Here is a 15,915-nt window from a genome sequence, read left to right as displayed (position 1 = left end):
CGCTCGTTTATCGACAACCGGTCAGAGAGCATGTTCAACGAGTCGGAATACCAGACAGTGTGGATGATTTATCTGGGCGCTGCAGCCTGCGGCTGGCTGGTCTGGACCCAGATGACCCGCTGGATCAGCTGGTGGTACGTGCGTGAGCCGTTGTGGCTGGTGATGGCGGTGATCCTGTTCACCCCGTCGCAGGTCGAACCGCTGGAACCTGGTCTGGCGCCCGCCGCCATCGGCTGGGCACTGGATGTGCTGCTGGGGACCGGCGAGCAGGCGCCGAAACTGCTGGGCGACCTGGCGCTGGCGATGTTGCTGGCGAGCCTGGCCTATGTTGGCTTTGCCTGTCTGCGCCTGGTCTGGCGCCATTGGCGGAGCGGCCGCAGCCGCGCTGCCAGCTGATCATTATTCTTCGTTGTTCTGCTCGTACATGATGCGTGCCAGGCGCATGATCTGCTCCTGGAATTCGGTGCGCTGGGTATCGGTCATCGGGCAGATGCCAACCTGCTCGAACAGGCGATAGCCCCGTACCGAGAAGAACAATACCGCGGCCTGGGCCAATCCCAGGGGTGACTTGGCCAGAATATCGAACAAGCCCTGCACATCATCCGAGGTGGTTTGCAGCAGGGCCGGGTTGCTGGCCGCCGCAGCAAAGATCGCTGAGTCGAGGTTCTTCTCTTCCGTGGACTCGCTCATGTTGCTTAGCAGCAGGGCCTTGAGTTCGCGCATGGGCTCGTCGGGCAGGACGCTTTCATAAGCACCCCAGCGTACGCGGAAGCGCTCCAGGCGATGTTCGATCATCGCTGTCAGCAAGGCTTCGCGGTCGGGAAACAGGGTGCTGAGGGTGGCTTCGTCGACACCGGTGCGTTCGCTCAGGGTGGCGAAGGTGAGCTGGGATGCGCCCAGTTCACTGACGATGGCTTCCGCGGCGCGGAACAGGCTCAGGTGAAGAGAGTCGGTCGATTTCTGATTGGTGCTGTCCACTGCGAGAACCCCTTTGTCTGGACGTCTGGAAGGAGGCTGGCAACAGAATGGATGGTAAGTCTGTCGTCCTCGGATCATTGCGCATAGGGTACGATGTCGGGGCGGTACAGGCGAGTGATTTTTGCCCCGGGACGCCAGAGCTCAAACGCCAGGCAATAAAAAACCCGGCCGAGGCCGGGTTTTTCTATTCAGATTCGGAATTAACCGATGATCTGAATGTTCGCAGCTTGCTTGCCCTTAGGACCAGTAGTGATGTCGAAAGACACCTTCTGGTTCTCGGCCAAGGATTTGAAGCCTTGAACCTTGATCTCGGAGAAGTGGGCGAACAGGTCGTCACCGCCGCCATCAGGAGTAATGAAGCCGAAGCCTTTAGTGTCGTTGAACCACTTAACTGTACCAGTTGCCATTTCAGATAATTCCTATCAAATTGAAATACTTGAGCAAAGCTCAATTAAAGCGTGGGAATCAAAGATTGCGAGAATGACAAACTTACGTACTAAAAGTGCGCTTGCAGCCTACTACTCTATCTCTTGAAAACCTACGCGCTCACTTTGCCCGGGAATCTGAACCAAGTCAAGACAATTACTTGGCAGGCTCTCCGGTACAAACGAACGAAATTCAGTATACGTCAGTTTGCGGAAATAGCACGTCTTTCGTCGGATAATTTTCACAGGGCCTTGCAACCCTCTGCGGCCCGGTCCTGCAGGCGATGATAGGGGTACACGTCGATCACCTTGCCGTCCAGAATCTGCTGTTGTAACCCCTTCCAGAAGTCCGCATCGAAAAGGTCGCCATGCAGCTGACTGAACAGCCGGCGCTGCTGTATGTCGGCGAACAGGAACACGGGAAACTCCTCGGGAAATACATCGTTGGGGCCGACCGAATACCAAGGCTCCGACGACATTTCCTGCTCGGGATAGAGCGGTTCGGGTATATGCCGGAAGTTGACCTCGGTCAGATAGCTGATCTCGTCATAGTCATAGAACACCACGCGACCATGGCGGGTGACGCCGAAGTTCTTCAGCAGCATGTCGCCGGGGAAGATGTTGGCGGCGGCCAGTTCCTTGATGGCCTGCCCGTAGTCCAGCAGCGCCTCGCGGATCTGGGATTCACTGGCGCTTTCCAGATAGATGTTGAGCGGAGTCATGCGCCGCTCGGTCCAGCACTGGCGGACCAGCACGGTATCGCCCTGAATGATCACCGTGGAGGGGGCGACTTCCAGCAGCTCCTGCAGGCACTCGGGCTCGAAACTGTCCCGGGCGAAGCGGAAGTCGGCAAAATCCTGGGTGTCAGCCATGCGGCCGACGCGATCGTGGCGCTTTACCAGCCGATATTTCTCGATGACCGTGGCGCGGCTGATGTTCTTCGAGGGGGCGAAGCGATCCTTGATGATCTTGAATACGGTATTGAAGCCCGGCAGGGTGAATACCGTCATGACCATGCCCCGCACCCCCGGCGCCATGGTGAATCGATCATCGGGAGTGCGCGCCATGTAATCGATCAGCGTCCGGTAGAACTCGGACTTGCCCTGCTTGTAGAAGCCCAGGGCGGTATAGAGTTCGGCGACCTGTTTGCCCGGCAGCAGGCGCTTGAGAAAGCCGATCATTTCCACCGGTACCGCAGCGTCCACCATGAAGTAGGAGCGGGTGAAGGAAAAAATGATGGATACCTCGGACTCGTCGGTGATCACGGTGTCGACACTGACGCCTTCCTTCTCCCGGTGGATCAGGGGAAGTACAAAGGGCCATTTCTCACCCTGGCTCAATACGCGCCCGACCAGATAGGCACCCTTGTTGCGGTAGAACACCGGCTGGATCAGCTCGACGGTCAGACCATGGTCCAGCTGGGCCCAATCCGGCAGTCCCTGACGCAGGCAGCGCACAATCAATTGGCAATCGCGCTCGAAATCCGCCCACGGCACGTCGAAGGCGTACTGATCCAGGATCTGTCTGGCCAGGCTGGTCAGGCAGCCACCGGAGATGAATCCCCGAGTCAGCGGTACACGAGACGGTTTGCGCACCGTCGGTCGGGTGCTGTGGACGAACATGGTGCGGTCGCTGATCTGATCATGGCGATGCATCTTGAAGAACACCGAGTTGAACCAGGTTTCCGCCAGGTCATCGTCGAAGCGGTCTTCGATCAGTTCTATATACGCTTGTTTGATCGCCGGCCAGCAATCGGCGTCGAGAATATCGTGGCAGGCCGGGTCGGCGGAAAGCTGATCCCGGGTCTCGAAGATGCGCTCATCGTATAGGTTGATGCGCGCGGTGGAGGTTTCCTGGATTTCAGGCCATTGGGCCTGCTCGAAGCGGGCGCGGGCGCCCAGGGTCAGTTCGCGGAACGTCGCTCGATAAGCATCGAAGGCATCCAGCAGGCGTTGGGCGATATGCACGGCGGTATCTGACATGGGCAACCCTGGTAGTGAATCCGGAGGTGCCCAGAATAGCCAGTCAGCGAGTCCGGCGGAAGAGCCGCGGCTGATCGGATACCGGCGAGGTCACGCCGGCTCCGGATCAGCCCGACGGCTCAGGGCAGCATTTCCTGGTCGGTGAACAGGTCGGCGAACAGCATGGTGGACAGGTAACGCTCGCCGGAATCAGGCAGTACCACGACGATGGTGCGCCCCTGCATATCCGGCTCTTCGGCGATGCGCACCGCGGCGGCCATGGCGGCGCCGGAGGAGATACCGCAGAGAATGCCTTCCTCGCGCATGATACGCAGGGCCATGTCCTTGGCTTCTTCGTCGGTGGTCAGCTCTACCCGGTCGACCAGACTCAGATCCAGGTTGCCGGGGATGAAACCGGCGCCAATACCCTGGATCTTGTGCGGTGACGGCTTGATTTCTTCACCGGCCCGGGCCTGGGTAATCACTGGTGAGCTGACCGGCTCCACGGCGACGACAGTAATGGCCTTGCCGCAGGTCTGCTTGATATGGCGCGACACGCCGGTCAGCGTCCCGCCGGTGCCGACCCCCGAGACCAGTACATCGATACCGCCGTCGGTATCGCGCCAGATCTCCGGGCCGGTGGTCTTTTCATGGATGGCGGGGTTGGCCGGGTTCTCGAACTGCTGCAGGAGAATGTGGGTGTCGGGAGCGGCCTGGGTTATTTCAGTGGCTTTCTCGATAGCGCCCTTCATGCCCTTGGCCGGCTCCGTGAGTACCAGTTCGGCGCCCAGCGCCTTGAGTACCTTGCGGCGCTCCAGGCTCATGGAAGAGGGCATGGTCAGAATCAGTTTGTAACCGCGGGCGGCGGCTACGAAGGCCAGGCCGATGCCGGTATTGCCGGAGGTGGGCTCGACGATGGTCATGCCTTCTTTCAGAATCCCCCGGGACTCGGCGTCCCAGATCATGCTGGCGCCGATACGGCACTTGACCGAATGCGAAGGATTGCGCCCTTCAACCTTGGCCAGGATGGTGACGCCGTGGGGGGCCAGGCGGTTGATCCGGACCAACGGCGTGTTGCCGATGGACTGGGAGTAATCTGTGAAAACGTGGCTCATGGTTGTTCTCCTTGTGGATGCGCGGCCGGACCAGCCTATGCCTGGCGTTCATGGGCGTCAATCGGTTGAACTACCGATAACGGCACAAGTCAATCCTGTTATGAACAAGACCCTGCGTATTTCCATGATAACGGTGGCGGTGCTGTTGATCATACTGCACCTGATGCTGCCCTGGTTGGTACGCGAGTTCCTGAATGACAAGCTTGCCGAGATGGGCGACTACCGTGGCCATATAGAAGATGTGGACATGACCTGGTGGAATGGCGCCTACCGGATCAACGAGCTGGTGATCACCAAGACCGAGGGCGAGAATCAGGTGCCCTTCGTCAAGCTGCCGGTTATGGATATCAAGGTCCGCATGCGCGCCCTGTGGAAAGAGGGCGTGCTGATCGGTGTGGTCGACCTGTATGAACCGGAACTCAATTTTGTCGATGGCGAATCCGAGGCCCAGAAGCAGACCGGTGAAGGGGTCGATTGGCGTGCGCAACTGGAAGACATGGTGCCGGTGCGCCTGAACGAGGTGAACGTACACAGCGGCACGGTGTTCTTCCGTAATTTTTCCAGCGACCCGCCGGTCAACATCAACGCCAGTGATATCCAGATGACGGTGCGCAATCTGACCAACGCGCCCGATGCCCAGGGGCAACGCAGTGCCAGTATGAACGGCACCGCCAATTTCCTCGGTCACGCGCCGGTCGAGGCCACGGCGCACTTCGACCCGCTGGGGCGGGTGGACAATCTCGATCTGCAGTTTCGCATGCTGGGCCTGGACCTGACCCGCATCAATGACTTCGCCGGCGCCTACGGCAAGTTCGATTTCCGCGGGGGCGAGGGCGATCTGACCATGGAGCTGGATGTCGAGGACCGGCAATTGACCGGCTACATCAAGCCTTTGATGCGCGATGTCGACGTATTCGACATGGATCAGGATATCCGCAACGAGGACAAGGGATTCTTCCGGGGTCTATGGGAGGCGATCGTCCATGGCGGGCAGGAAGTGCTGCAGAATCAGCGCCAGGACCAGTTCGCCACCCGTATCGAGCTGAGCGGCAGTCTGGATAACGCGGAAATGAGCGCCTTCCAGGCCTTTATTCAGATCCTGCGCAATGCCTTCGTTGAAGCCTTCACACCCCGCTTCGAGCGGGCGCTGGAGGAAGATCAGGAGTAAAAGCCTGCGGTGAGGCGGTCATTTCGAGTGGGAGCGGCCCTGGCCGCGAAGCTCTTCTGCCAGGCCTCTTCGCGGGCGAGCCCGCTCCCACAATGCCAGTTCGCCGTCGTGCAGGTCCGCCCGCCATTCACTGAGTGAATTCCGCCTGTGCGTTTACACCCATTCGGGGTGCGGGCTATAGTCGAGGGCTGAGAAAATAACGTGAATGCCCGCTGTCAGCGGCCCGTCCCAAGGAATTCCCCATGAAGTTCGAAGGTACCCAGTCCTACGTCGCCACCGACGACCTCAAGCTCGCCGTCAACGCCGCCATTACCCTCGAGCGCCCGCTGCTGATCAAGGGCGAGCCGGGCACCGGCAAAACCATGTTGGCCGAGCAGTTGGCCGAGTCCATGGGCGCCAAGCTCATCACCTGGCACATCAAATCCACTACCAAGGCGCACCAGGGGCTCTACGAGTACGATGCGGTCAGCCGCCTGCGCGACTCCCAGCTCGGCGTGGACAAGGTGCATGACGTACGTAACTACATCAAGAAGGGCAAGCTGTGGGAAGCCTTCGAATCCGAAGAGCGGGCCATCCTGCTGATCGACGAAATCGACAAGGCCGATATCGAGTTCCCCAACGACCTGTTGCAGGAACTCGACAAGATGGAATTCTACGTTTACGAGACCAACGAGACGATCAAGGCCAAACAGCGCCCGATCATCATCATCACCTCGAACAACGAGAAAGAACTGCCCGACGCCTTCCTGCGCCGCTGCTTCTTCCACTACATTGCCTTCCCTGACCGCGAGACCATGCAGCGCATCGTTGATGTGCACTATCCGAACATCAAGAAGGACCTGCTCAGTGAAGCGATGGACATCTTCTTTGACGTGCGCAAGGTGCCGGGCCTGAAGAAAAAGCCTTCCACGTCCGAGCTGGTCGACTGGCTGAAGCTGCTGATGGCCGACGACATCCCCGAAGCCGTGCTGCGTGATCGCGACCCGACCAAGGCCATCCCGCCGCTGTATGGCGCGCTGGTGAAGAACGAGCAGGACGTGCAGCTGCTGGAGCGCCTGGCCTTCATGACGCGCCGGCAAAACCGCTAAGCGCTTCACCCTCTCTCCAGCCCTCTCCCTGCAAGGGGGAGGGGCTATCCGAGTTCTCCCGAGAGGCTGCAATCATGCTACTCAATTTGTTCAATGAGATGCGTGCAGCGAAGGTGCCGGTGTCGGTACGCGAGCTGCTGGATCTGATCAACGCGCTGAAGAACCATGTCGTGTTCGCCGATATGGACGAATTCTACTATCTGGCGCGCACGGTGATGGTCAAGGACGAGCGTCACTTCGACAAGTTCGACCGCGCCTTCGGCGCCTATTTCAATGGTCTGCAGGACCTCAACGAGCTGCTGGAAGCGCTGATTCCGGAGGACTGGCTGCGCAAGGAATTCGAGCGCCTGCTCACCGACGAAGAACGCGAGCAGATCAAATCCCTGGGCGGGCTGGACAAGCTGATCGAGGAGTTCAAGAAACGCCTCGAAGAGCAGAAGGAACGCCATGCCGGCGGCAACAAGTGGATCGGCACTGGTGGTACCAGTCCTTTTGGCTCCGGCGGCTACAACCCGATGGGTATCCGTGTCGGCGACGCGGGCAAGCGCCAGGGGCGTGCGGCCAAGGTCTGGGAGCAGCGCGAATACAAGAACCTGGATGATCAGGTGGAGCTGGGCACCCGCAACATCAAGATCGCCCTGCGCCGTCTGCGCAAGTTCGCCCGCACCGGAGCCGCAGACGAGCTGGATATCGACGGCACCATCGACCACACCGCCCGTGACGGCGGCCTGCTGAATATCCAGATGCGCCCGGAACGGCGCAACGCAGTCAAGTTGCTGCTGCTGTTCGATATCGGCGGCTCGATGGATTCGCATATCAAGGTCTGCGAAGAACTGTTCTCCGCCTGCCGGACCGAATTCAAGCATCTGGAATATTTCTACTTCCACAACTGCCTCTACGAGTCGGTATGGAAGGACAACATGCGTCGGACCAACGAGCGCATCCCCACCATGGACCTGCTGCACAAGTATGGGCCGGACTATAAGGTGGTGATCGTCGGTGACGCGGCCATGGCACCCTACGAGATCACCCAGCCCGGTGGCAGCGTGGAGCACTGGAACGAGGAGGCCGGCCACGTCTGGATTACCCGCCTGCGCGAGAAATATCCCAAGATGATCTGGATCAACCCTTATCCCAAGGATGCCTGGGGCTATACCACCTCGACTCGCATTATCCAGGACCTGATGGAGGATCACATGTATCCCCTGACGCTGGAGGGGCTTGAGGAAGGGATGCGGTATCTGAGCAAATAGATGTCGGGCTCTCGGGCTCGGGCATTGTAGTTGTAGGTGTCTGGTGCAAGGACTGCGCTTGGGTACTGCCCTTGGCGGACACGCCGCAAGTACCCGCAAGCGGGGCCTGCCCGTCAATCAAAGATTGCCGGGCGTTCGGCTGCACGCGAAGCAGTGCTTCGCAGACGTTTGCCTCACCCCTGTAGGCTCGCGGTTGCTATCCGACCGCCAGGGAAGGCGGGAGTGCCGGAAATGCAGGAGCATTTTCCGGCCCTGGCAACCGACGGTCCGCCAAGGGCAGTACCCAAGCTCCGCCGGCTAGCTCATCGCATATCCCGGCGAAAACACTATGGGATCTGCATAGCAACAGCTCCTTCTGCATAAATAGCTTCCCGTCTGATACCAATGCAGGGTTTCCCTGTAGTAACTTCAGGACGTTCTGACAGTCTTTGCCGGTTGGGTCAGGCAGACCGTCGGTTGCCAGGGATGGCAACCGCGAGCCTACAGGGATGTACTTGCGGCGTGTCTGCATGGCCCAGCCGGCAAAGGCTGTCTTGCACAGAGTCGAAGCCCCCCGCACAAGAGAAATAATCATGACATTGAAGCCAGGCCGCTACCGCCACTATAAAGGTAAGGACTACCAGGTGATCGGCATCGCGCGACATTCCGAAACAGAAGAGCCGTTAGTGGTCTACCGTACCTTATATGGCAAATTCGACCTGTGGGTGCGGCCGCTGGACATGTTCACCGAACAGGTGGTTGTGGAAGGCAAAACATATCCACGCTTTACCTTTGTCAGCGAAGACGTGTAGGCTCTGGCCCTCCAGACCGCCTGCGCCCCTTGCAGGCAACGTTGACGCCTCGCTCCCCCGCGCAGGCCGATTTGATTGATTGAGGAATACTGTTACCCATGGGAAAAGCACTGGTCATTGTGGAGTCACCGGCCAAGGCCAAGACGATCAACAAATACCTTGGCAATGACTTCGTGGTGAAGTCGAGTATCGGACACATCCGCGACCTGCCCACCAGCGGCAGCAGCAAGACCGAAAGCAAACCCAAGGGTGGACGCAAGGCCGCCTCCGCACCGGAAGTCGACAAGGCAACCAAGGCGCGGATGCAGCTGGTCAACCGGATGGGCGTCGACCCTGAAAATGACTGGAAAGCGCACTACGAGATCCTGCCCGGCAAGGAAAAGGTCATCGACGAACTGCGCCGCCTGGCCAAGGAAGCCGACACCATCTATCTCGCAACGGATTTGGACCGCGAAGGGGAAGCCATTGCCTGGCACCTGCGCGAATCCATCGGTGGTGATGAAAGCCGCTACCGTCGGGTAGTGTTCAACGAGATCACCAAAAAGGCCATCCAGGAAGCCTTCTCCGAGCCGGGCGAGCTGGACATGAATCGGGTCAACGCCCAGCAGGCACGGCGCTTCCTTGATCGGGTGGTGGGTTATATGGTCTCGCCGCTGCTGTGGCAGAAGATCGCCCGCGGCCTGTCCGCCGGCCGGGTACAGTCGGTCGCGGTCAAGCTGATCGTCGATCGCGAGCGGGAAATCCGCGCCTTCATCCCGGAAGAGTTCTGGGAAGTGCATGCCAACCTGAACACCCCGAAAAGCGAATCCGTTCGCTTCGAAGTGGTCAAGGAAAATGGCGAAGCCTTCCGTCCGCTGAACAAGCAGCAGACCGACCAGGCACTGGAGCAGCTGCAGAGCGCCGACTACAAGGTGGTCAAGCGTGACGCTCGCCCGACCAGCACCAAGCCCGGCGCACCCTTCATTACTTCCACGCTGCAACAGGCTGCCAGCACGCGCCTGGGCTTCAGTGTGAAGAAAACCATGATGATGGCCCAGCGGTTGTATGAAGCGGGCTACATCACCTATATGCGGACCGACTCGACCTTCCTGTCGGCTGACGCCGTAAGCATGGCGCGCGGCTATATAGAGAAGAACTTCGGCGCCCAGTATCTGCCCGAAACGCCGAACGTCTATGGCAGCAAGGCCAACGCCCAGGAGGCGCACGAAGCCATCCGCCCCTCGGACGTGAAGCTCAAGTCCACCGAGCTCAAGAGCATGGAGCGGGATGCCGAGCGGCTGTATGAGCTGATCTGGCGCCAATTTGTCGCCTGCCAGATGCCGCCGGCCAAGTACCTGTCCACCACCATCACGGTGCAGGCGGGTGATTTCGAGCTGCGCGCGCGCGGTCGTATCCTGCAGTTCGACGGTTTCACCAAGGTCCTGCCGCCGCTGGGCAAAGGTGGGGAAGACGAAGTGCTGCCTGACATGCAGGTGGACAACCAGCTTGAGCTGATCAAGCTCGATCCGAAGCAGCATTTCACCAAGCCACCGGCGCGTTATTCTGAAGCCAGCCTGGTCAAGGAGCTGGAGAAGCGTGGTATCGGCCGCCCGTCGACCTATGCCTCGATTATCTCCACCATCCAGGAGCGCGGCTACGTCACCCTGAACAACCGGCGTTTCTACGCCGAAAAGATGGGTGACATCGTCATTGAGCGGCTCAATGAAAGCTTCCCGAACCTGATGGACTACAGCTTCACCGCCCGCATGGAGGAATCCCTCGATGATGTGGCCCAGGGTGAAGTGATATGGAAGCAGGTGTTGGACAAGTTCTACGCCGATTTCAGCCTCAAGCTCAAGGCCGCCAGTGCGGCGGATGAGGAGCAGGGCATGCGGGCGAATCTGCCGACGCCAACCGATATCCCCTGTGTGGAATGCGGCCGGCCGATGATGATCCGTACCGCCTCTACCGGTGTTTTCCTGGGCTGCTCGGGCTATGCTCTGCCACCCAAGGAGCGCTGCAAGGCGACCGTCAATCTGGTGCCCGGTAACGAAGTGGCAGCCGATGACGAGGAAGGCGAATCACGCATACTGCGCGCCAAGCGCCGCTGCCCGATCTGTGCCACCGCCATGGACAGCTACCTGGTGGATGAGCGCCGCAAGCTGCATGTGTGCGGCAATAACCCCGACTGCAGCGGCTTCGAGGTGGAAGAGGGGCAGTTCAAGATCAAGGGCTATGATGGTCCGGTGATCGAGTGCGACAAGTGCGGCAGCGAGATGCAGCTCAAGACCGGCCGTTTCGGCAAGTACTTCGGTTGCACCAACAGCGCCTGCAAGAACACCCGCAAGCTGCTGAAAAGCGGTGAGGCGGCGCCGCCGAAGATGGACCCGGTACTGATGCCGGAGCTGCGCTGCGACAAGGTCGATGACGTCTATGTGTTGCGCGACGGTGCCTCGGGTCTGTTCCTGGCTGCCAGCCAGTTCCCGAAGAACCGTGAAACCCGCGCTCCGCTGGTCAAGGAGCTGCTGCCGCACCGCGACGCGATCGACCCGAAGTACCACTTCCTGCTTGATGCGCCGGTGGCTGATCCCGATGGCAACCCCACGGTGATCCGCTATAGCCGCAAGAGCAAGGAGCAGTACGTGCAAAGTGAAATCGAGGGCAAGCCCAGTGGCTGGCGCGCGTTTCACGATGGCAAGGGCTGGGTCGTGGACGATGGGCGCAAGCCCAAGCGCTGAGCGGAGGCTGTATGGTGAATGAGATCTACACCCGCACCAACCAGGCACTCTCATTTGCCCGTCTGGCGCTGACATCCTGGGAGGCGGCGGCAGGTGCCACTGATCTGGGCGCCATGACCCAGGCGCGTTACCACCGTGAGCACGTCCTGTTCCATGGTTACCGCGCGGTGTTGGCGCTGATTCATGAAATTGCCGAGCGTTATCGCTGGCCGTTGCTGGACGCTCGCGATGTCGAGCAGGTGTTGCGCGGTGATCTGTCCGAACGCTTTCCCGGGCCGGAACTGGGCGAGCTGACGCAACTGGCAATGGATGATGGCAGCTGGCTGGCGGGGCTGTTGCGGGCCTGGGGGCAACTGTTCGCAGCCGAGGCCGCCCCATCCCGAACTGCTGCCGCCGGCGAGCTGATTGCCACCACGGCTGCTCCGGTGGCGGAATGGGGTATCGACGAGGCGCAGGCAGCGCTCGCTGCGCTGGCCGCGCAGATCGAGCGTTATCGCGAGGGAATGCAGGAGTGGTGAGCGGTGGTCGGCTCAGGGTGGCTGTGATACCCTGCGCGGCTTGACTGACAGGAGACGTACAATGCCTTCACCCTTTCTCGAGATCATAGAGCTTGCCGACGGCACTGTCGCTTTGCGCCGCCCGGACGAAGAGGGCAAGCCGCTGTTGACCATCGAGTTCTCCGAAGAGGCAAGGGACTTTCTGCAGGGCAACTACGTGGAAGTGGCCAAGGCGATGATCAGTACTGGCATGCAGATGGCTGGTCAGATCATGGAAGAAGATCCCGATCTGGAATTCGACGAACACCGCGTATTGCATTGACCCAGTCGGGCAAACGCCCGACCGAGGTGGTCACATCAAGCCATGCCGGTGCTGCCCAGGCGCACATTGAGGCTGGCGCAGTACCCTGAGCGGGCAGCTGCCTCTAGGCGTAGATGGGTGCTTGCCAATGGTGGCAGCCAGCTCACCACTGTGTGGCTGTAGCCTAGCCGCAGAATCTCGCAGCATAATTCCAGTGTATCCATGCCATGCTTGGGACGGATGATGAGTATGCGCTGGGGATCGAGCCCCGAGGCCCGCAGCCACTTCTGGCTGACCGGCAGCGGCGGGTCGATCAACGTCAGCCAGCCCGGACAACTGGCCTGGCTCAGATCCCGCAACACCGGCGCCAACCATTGCAGGCACTGGCGTGGCGTACCATTCAGACTGATCTCACTGAAGCCGATGTTCTCCGGCTCGCTGTCAGGTAGGGCCGTACCGCTCAGGCTCTGTGCCTGCAGGCGAGACGACATCATGACCTGGTGCAGCAGGTCGGGTTGTGCGGCTGAACCTTTGTTTCGCGCATACTGCATGGCGTACTCCTTCAGTGGCGTATCACGCCGACGCTCAGACCTTCGATGATCAGTTCCTGTTCGCGCAGATCGACTTCTATGGGCGCGAAATCAGGGTTCTCAGCAATCAATGACACCTTGCGGCCCTGCTTGTGGAAGCGCTTGACGGTCACCTCGTCATCGAGGCGGGCGACGACTACCTGGCCATTCCTGACTTCGCTGGTGCGATGTACGGCGAGCAGGTCTCCATCAAGAATGCCGATGTCCTTCATGCTCATGCCGCGCACGCGCAGCAGGTAGTCGGCACGGGGGCTGAAGAACTCGGGGCTGATGCGGCAATGGTCCTCGATGTTCTCTACCGCCAGGATGGGGGCGCCGGCGGCCACCTGGCCGATAACCGGTAATCCATCTTCCTGGTTCTGGGCCTCACTGTCGGCCGGCAGGCGGATGCCGCGGGAAGCGCCGGGGATCATCTCAATGGCGCCTTTGCGGGCCAGTGCCTTGAGGTGTTCTTCGGCCGCGTTTGGTGAGCGGAAGCCAAGCTCGCGGGCAATCTCCACCCGGGTGGGGGGATAGCCATTGGCACTCATGTATTCCTTCAGGAAGGCCAGTACCTGTTGTTGCCGTGCCGTCAGTTTAAGCATTATCCAGTACCTGTCTTTTTATACAGTTATTGGGATTATATACAGTTGTGCCCGCAGGGCAAGTCGTTTGGCCAGTTTGCTTGCGCAGACGGCTGTGGTAAAACGTTCAAGTTGACAGGGAGATCGTTTGAAACGTATGTTTCAAACAAATGTATCTGGGAGTTATCCGTGGCACAGTCTGAAACAGTCGAGCGCATCCTTGATGCCGCCGAGCAGTTGTTTGCCGAAAAGGGGTTTGCGGAAACCTCGCTGCGTCTGATCACCAGCAAGGCCGGGGTGAACCTGGCGGCGGTGAACTACCATTCGGTTCGAAGAAATCCCTGATCCAGGCGGTGTTCACCCGCTTCCTCAATCCCTTCGTCAGCAGTCTGGAGCAGGAGCTTGATCGCAACGAGCAGGCCGGTAATCCAGAGCAGAGTCTTGAGGAGTTGCTGGACATGCTGGTGCGGCTGGTGCTGGCGGTGAAGCCACGCAGCGGGCACGATCTTTCTACCTTCATGCGGTTGCTGGGTTTGGCTTTCAGTCAGAGCCAGGGTCATTTGCGCAAATATCTGGGTGAGGTCTACGGCAAGGTGTTCCAGCGCTACATGGCGCTGGTATTGCGCAGCTCGCCCGAGCTGCCGGCGGATGTGCTGTTCTGGCGTGTGCATTTCATGCTGGGCAGTGCGGCATTCACTCTGTCGAGTATGAAGGCGCTCAAGGCCATGGCCGAAGCAGAGTACGGTGAGCGCGCCGGGACCGAGGAGGTGCTGCGACAGATGGTGCCTTTCCTGGCCGCCGGCATGCGTGCCAGCCCGCAGTTGCGGGGGGAGGCGAGCAGTCGCCTGCGCGATGCCCCGGAACCGGTGGCGCCCTAGGACTTACTTCCCGCTGTGTGATCCGCTATCGTGTATGCCTTTGTTGCAGCGGAGTGACCATGCAGCTGGACCTGATCCATATATCCATCGAGCGTCAGTTGCTGACCGGCTCCAGGGCCGGTCGGCAGCTGTGCCAGTATCCGGTATCAACAGCAAAGAATGGTGCGGGGGAATTGAACGGCAGCGGTTGCACGCCGCGCGGCCGGCACCGGGTGCGGGCCCGCATCGGTGAGGGCCAGCCGCTGGGTGCGGTCTTCATTGGTCGGCGGCCGACCGGCGAGGTCTGGTCGCCTGAGCTGGCCGCTACGCACCCGCAGCGGGACTGGATCCTGACTCGCATACTCTGGCTCTGCGGTGAGGAGCCGGGTATCAACCGTGGCGCCGATCGTGATTCCCAGCGCCGCTACATCTATCTGCACGGTACCGGTGACGATCAGCCGATGGGCGTCCCGCTGTCCCATGGCTGCATCCGCCTGCGTAATCCGGATATCCTGGCGCTGTTCGAGATGACCCCGGCCGGCTGTGCGGTAATCATCGAATAGCGCTTGCCCTACATTCCAAGGAGCACTTCATTGAAACAAGGCACATTGATGCTGGATCTGGCCGGCACCTGGCTGACGCCGGAAGACCGCCAGCTGTTGAGACAGCCCGAAGTCGGCGGCATGATCCTGTTTGCCCGCAATACCGAATCCCCGGCCCAGGTGCGCGAGCTGGTACGCAGCATTCGTGCAGTGCGCCCCGATATGCTGATCGCCATTGACCAGGAAGGCGGGCGGGTCCAGCGGCTGCGGCGGGATGTGTTGCGGTTGCCGGCGCTTGGCCGAATCGCCGGGTGCGCTGCCGCAGAGCAGGAGCAGCTGGCCGAGGCTGCGGCCTGGCTGATGGCGACCGAGATGCTCGCCTGCGGTATCGATATCAGCTTTGCGCCGGTATTGGATCTTGATTACGGGCGCAGCCAGGTAATCGGCGACCGTTCCCTGGGCGGTGATCCGCAGCAGGTGAGTCGCCTGGGTCAGGCCTATATCCAGGGGCTGCGGCAGGCCGGCATGGCCGCGACCGGCAAGCATTTCCCCGGGCATGGCTGGGCAGAGGCTGATTCACACTTCGACCTGCCGGTCGATGAGCGCAGCGAGGCGACGATCCGCGAATCCGATCTGCAGCCCTTTGCGGCGCTAGCGCCGTTGCTGGATGGGATCATGCCGGCGCACGTGGTCTATCCGGCGGTGGACAGCCTGCCGGCGGGCTTTTCCCGCCGCTGGCTGCAGGACATCCTGCGCGCTGAGCTGGGCTTTCGTGGGGTGATCTTCAGTGATGACCTGACCATGGCCGGCGCTCACGCGGTGGGCGGCATGGCGGAGCGGGTCGATGCGGCGCTGGCGTCCGGTTGCGACATGCTGCTGGTGTGCAATGATCGCGCTGCGGCTGAGCAGGCGCTGGCGCATGCGCAGCAGATGGGCATGCAGCCGTCGCCCCGGGCGCAGGGCATGTTGGCCAGGAGCACCCCCGGTATCGATTACAAGGCCCAGCCGCGCTGGCGGCAGGCGGTCGAACTGTTGCAGGGGGCGGGCTTGCTCTGATTCTTGGTGGGGG

Annotated in this window: 16 protein-coding genes and 1 pseudogene; 11 read left to right on the top strand and 6 right to left on the bottom strand. The window is 60.5% G+C overall.

The features are described from left to right. The first annotated feature begins 30 nt into the window (after positions 1-30). Positions 31-396, top strand: a complete 366-nt coding sequence (locus tag QAO71_RS09075) for a hypothetical protein (protein WP_036990291.1) — start codon at positions 31-33, stop codon at positions 394-396. Between the two features lie 3 nt (positions 397-399). Here the strand turns inward: QAO71_RS09075 and QAO71_RS09070 are convergent, their stop codons facing one another. The 4 genes from QAO71_RS09070 to cysK all read right to left on the bottom strand — a co-directional run bounded on the left by QAO71_RS09070 (position 400) and on the right by cysK (position 4,479). Then, positions 400-978, bottom strand: a complete 579-nt coding sequence (locus QAO71_RS09070; RefSeq protein ID WP_036989626.1) for a TetR/AcrR family transcriptional regulator — start codon at positions 976-978, stop codon at positions 400-402. Between the two features lie 200 nt (positions 979-1,178). Then, complete coding sequence (locus QAO71_RS09065; protein WP_036989629.1) at positions 1,179-1,385, bottom strand: cold-shock protein; 207 nt, start codon at positions 1,383-1,385, stop codon at positions 1,179-1,181. Positions 1,386-1,645: 260 nt separating this feature from the next. Then, entirely contained in the window at positions 1,646-3,385 is a 1,740-nt protein-coding gene (aceK, locus tag QAO71_RS09060) for a bifunctional isocitrate dehydrogenase kinase/phosphatase (RefSeq protein ID WP_036989631.1), read from the bottom strand. Between the two features lie 119 nt (positions 3,386-3,504). Then, positions 3,505-4,479 (bottom strand): cysteine synthase A, encoded by a 975-nt coding sequence (cysK, locus tag QAO71_RS09055; RefSeq protein WP_036989633.1) that lies wholly within the window; start codon positions 4,477-4,479, stop codon positions 3,505-3,507. A 100-nt stretch (positions 4,480-4,579) separates the two neighbouring features. Between cysK and QAO71_RS09050 the strand changes: the two genes are divergently transcribed. From QAO71_RS09050 to QAO71_RS09020, 7 genes are all read left to right on the top strand, one after another. Beyond that, positions 4,580-5,647, top strand: coding sequence for a DUF748 domain-containing protein (locus tag QAO71_RS09050; protein WP_280164200.1), 1,068 nt, complete (start codon positions 4,580-4,582; stop codon positions 5,645-5,647). 242 nt (positions 5,648-5,889) lie between these two features. Then, positions 5,890-6,735: a MoxR family ATPase gene (locus QAO71_RS09045; protein WP_036989637.1), complete on the top strand. Its 846-nt coding sequence runs from the start codon at positions 5,890-5,892 to the stop codon at positions 6,733-6,735. 74 nt (positions 6,736-6,809) lie between these two features. Then, positions 6,810-7,988, top strand: coding sequence for a VWA domain-containing protein (locus tag QAO71_RS09040; protein WP_036989639.1), 1,179 nt, complete (start codon positions 6,810-6,812; stop codon positions 7,986-7,988). A gap of 572 nt (positions 7,989-8,560) precedes the next feature. Then, a complete protein-coding gene (locus QAO71_RS09035) occupies positions 8,561-8,779 on the top strand; it encodes a DUF1653 domain-containing protein (RefSeq protein ID WP_036989640.1) in 219 nt (72 codons plus the stop codon). Between the two features lie 98 nt (positions 8,780-8,877). Next, positions 8,878-11,496, top strand: a complete 2,619-nt coding sequence (gene topA, locus QAO71_RS09030) for a type I DNA topoisomerase (protein ID WP_280164199.1) — start codon at positions 8,878-8,880, stop codon at positions 11,494-11,496. A gap of 11 nt (positions 11,497-11,507) precedes the next feature. Next, positions 11,508-12,014, top strand: a complete 507-nt coding sequence (locus QAO71_RS09025) for a DUF6586 family protein (RefSeq protein ID WP_280164198.1) — start codon at positions 11,508-11,510, stop codon at positions 12,012-12,014. 61 nt (positions 12,015-12,075) lie between these two features. Next, complete coding sequence (locus QAO71_RS09020) at positions 12,076-12,315, top strand: hypothetical protein (RefSeq protein WP_036989642.1); 240 nt, start codon at positions 12,076-12,078, stop codon at positions 12,313-12,315. A gap of 35 nt (positions 12,316-12,350) precedes the next feature. On the opposite strand, the gene sulA is transcribed toward QAO71_RS09020, so the two are convergent. Both sulA and lexA read right to left on the bottom strand, forming a co-directional pair. Further along, complete coding sequence (sulA, locus tag QAO71_RS09015; protein WP_051610818.1) at positions 12,351-12,845, bottom strand: SOS-induced cell division inhibitor SulA; 495 nt, start codon at positions 12,843-12,845, stop codon at positions 12,351-12,353. Positions 12,846-12,856: 11 nt separating this feature from the next. Then, positions 12,857-13,468, bottom strand: coding sequence for a transcriptional repressor LexA (lexA, locus tag QAO71_RS09010; RefSeq protein WP_036989643.1), 612 nt, complete (start codon positions 13,466-13,468; stop codon positions 12,857-12,859). A 168-nt stretch (positions 13,469-13,636) separates the two neighbouring features. Here lexA and QAO71_RS09005 point away from each other — a divergent pair. The 3 genes and pseudogenes from QAO71_RS09005 (at position 13,637) to nagZ (ending at position 15,902) form a co-directional block, all read left to right on the top strand. Further along, positions 13,637-14,325, top strand: a pseudogene (locus QAO71_RS09005) (TetR/AcrR family transcriptional regulator). 59 nt (positions 14,326-14,384) lie between these two features. Continuing rightward, positions 14,385-14,867 (top strand): L,D-transpeptidase, encoded by a 483-nt coding sequence (locus tag QAO71_RS09000; RefSeq protein ID WP_280164197.1) that lies wholly within the window; start codon positions 14,385-14,387, stop codon positions 14,865-14,867. Between the two features lie 48 nt (positions 14,868-14,915). Next, a complete protein-coding gene (nagZ, locus tag QAO71_RS08995; RefSeq protein WP_280165671.1) occupies positions 14,916-15,902 on the top strand; it encodes a beta-N-acetylhexosaminidase in 987 nt (328 codons plus the stop codon). Positions 15,903-15,915 lie beyond the last annotated feature (13 nt).

The sequence above is a fragment of the Halopseudomonas sp. SMJS2 genome, from assembly GCF_029866945.1.
GTDB classification, from domain to species: domain Bacteria; phylum Pseudomonadota; class Gammaproteobacteria; order Pseudomonadales; family Pseudomonadaceae; genus Halopseudomonas; species Halopseudomonas bauzanensis.
The sequence above is the reverse complement of the archived record's forward strand: the minus strand, read 5'-3'. Positions and strand labels throughout refer to the sequence as shown.

Excerpts from the sequence above, each read along its gene's own strand:
- lexA (WP_036989643.1), bottom strand. The coding sequence starts at position 13,468 with ATGCTTAAACTGACGGCACGGCAACAACAGGTACTGGCCTTCCTGAAG.
- topA (WP_280164199.1), top strand. The coding sequence starts at position 8,878 with ATGGGAAAAGCACTGGTCATTGTGGAGTCACCGGCCAAGGCCAAGACG.
- QAO71_RS09035 (WP_036989640.1), top strand. The coding sequence starts at position 8,561 with ATGACATTGAAGCCAGGCCGCTACCGCCACTATAAAGGTAAGGACTAC.
- aceK (WP_036989631.1), bottom strand. The coding sequence starts at position 3,385 with ATGTCAGATACCGCCGTGCATATCGCCCAACGCCTGCTGGATGCCTTC.
- QAO71_RS09045 (WP_036989637.1), top strand. The coding sequence starts at position 5,890 with ATGAAGTTCGAAGGTACCCAGTCCTACGTCGCCACCGACGACCTCAAG.
- QAO71_RS09040 (WP_036989639.1), top strand. The coding sequence starts at position 6,810 with ATGCTACTCAATTTGTTCAATGAGATGCGTGCAGCGAAGGTGCCGGTG.
- QAO71_RS09075 (WP_036990291.1), top strand. The coding sequence starts at position 31 with ATGTTCAACGAGTCGGAATACCAGACAGTGTGGATGATTTATCTGGGC.
- nagZ (WP_280165671.1), top strand. The coding sequence starts at position 14,916 with ATGCTGGATCTGGCCGGCACCTGGCTGACGCCGGAAGACCGCCAGCTG.
- QAO71_RS09025 (WP_280164198.1), top strand. The coding sequence starts at position 11,508 with ATGGTGAATGAGATCTACACCCGCACCAACCAGGCACTCTCATTTGCC.
- sulA (WP_051610818.1), bottom strand. The coding sequence starts at position 12,845 with ATGCAGTATGCGCGAAACAAAGGTTCAGCCGCACAACCCGACCTGCTG.
- QAO71_RS09050 (WP_280164200.1), top strand. The coding sequence starts at position 4,580 with ATGAACAAGACCCTGCGTATTTCCATGATAACGGTGGCGGTGCTGTTG.
- QAO71_RS09065 (WP_036989629.1), bottom strand. The coding sequence starts at position 1,385 with ATGGCAACTGGTACAGTTAAGTGGTTCAACGACACTAAAGGCTTCGGC.
- QAO71_RS09020 (WP_036989642.1), top strand. The coding sequence starts at position 12,076 with ATGCCTTCACCCTTTCTCGAGATCATAGAGCTTGCCGACGGCACTGTC.
- cysK (WP_036989633.1), bottom strand. The coding sequence starts at position 4,479 with ATGAGCCACGTTTTCACAGATTACTCCCAGTCCATCGGCAACACGCCG.
- QAO71_RS09000 (WP_280164197.1), top strand. The coding sequence starts at position 14,385 with ATGCAGCTGGACCTGATCCATATATCCATCGAGCGTCAGTTGCTGACC.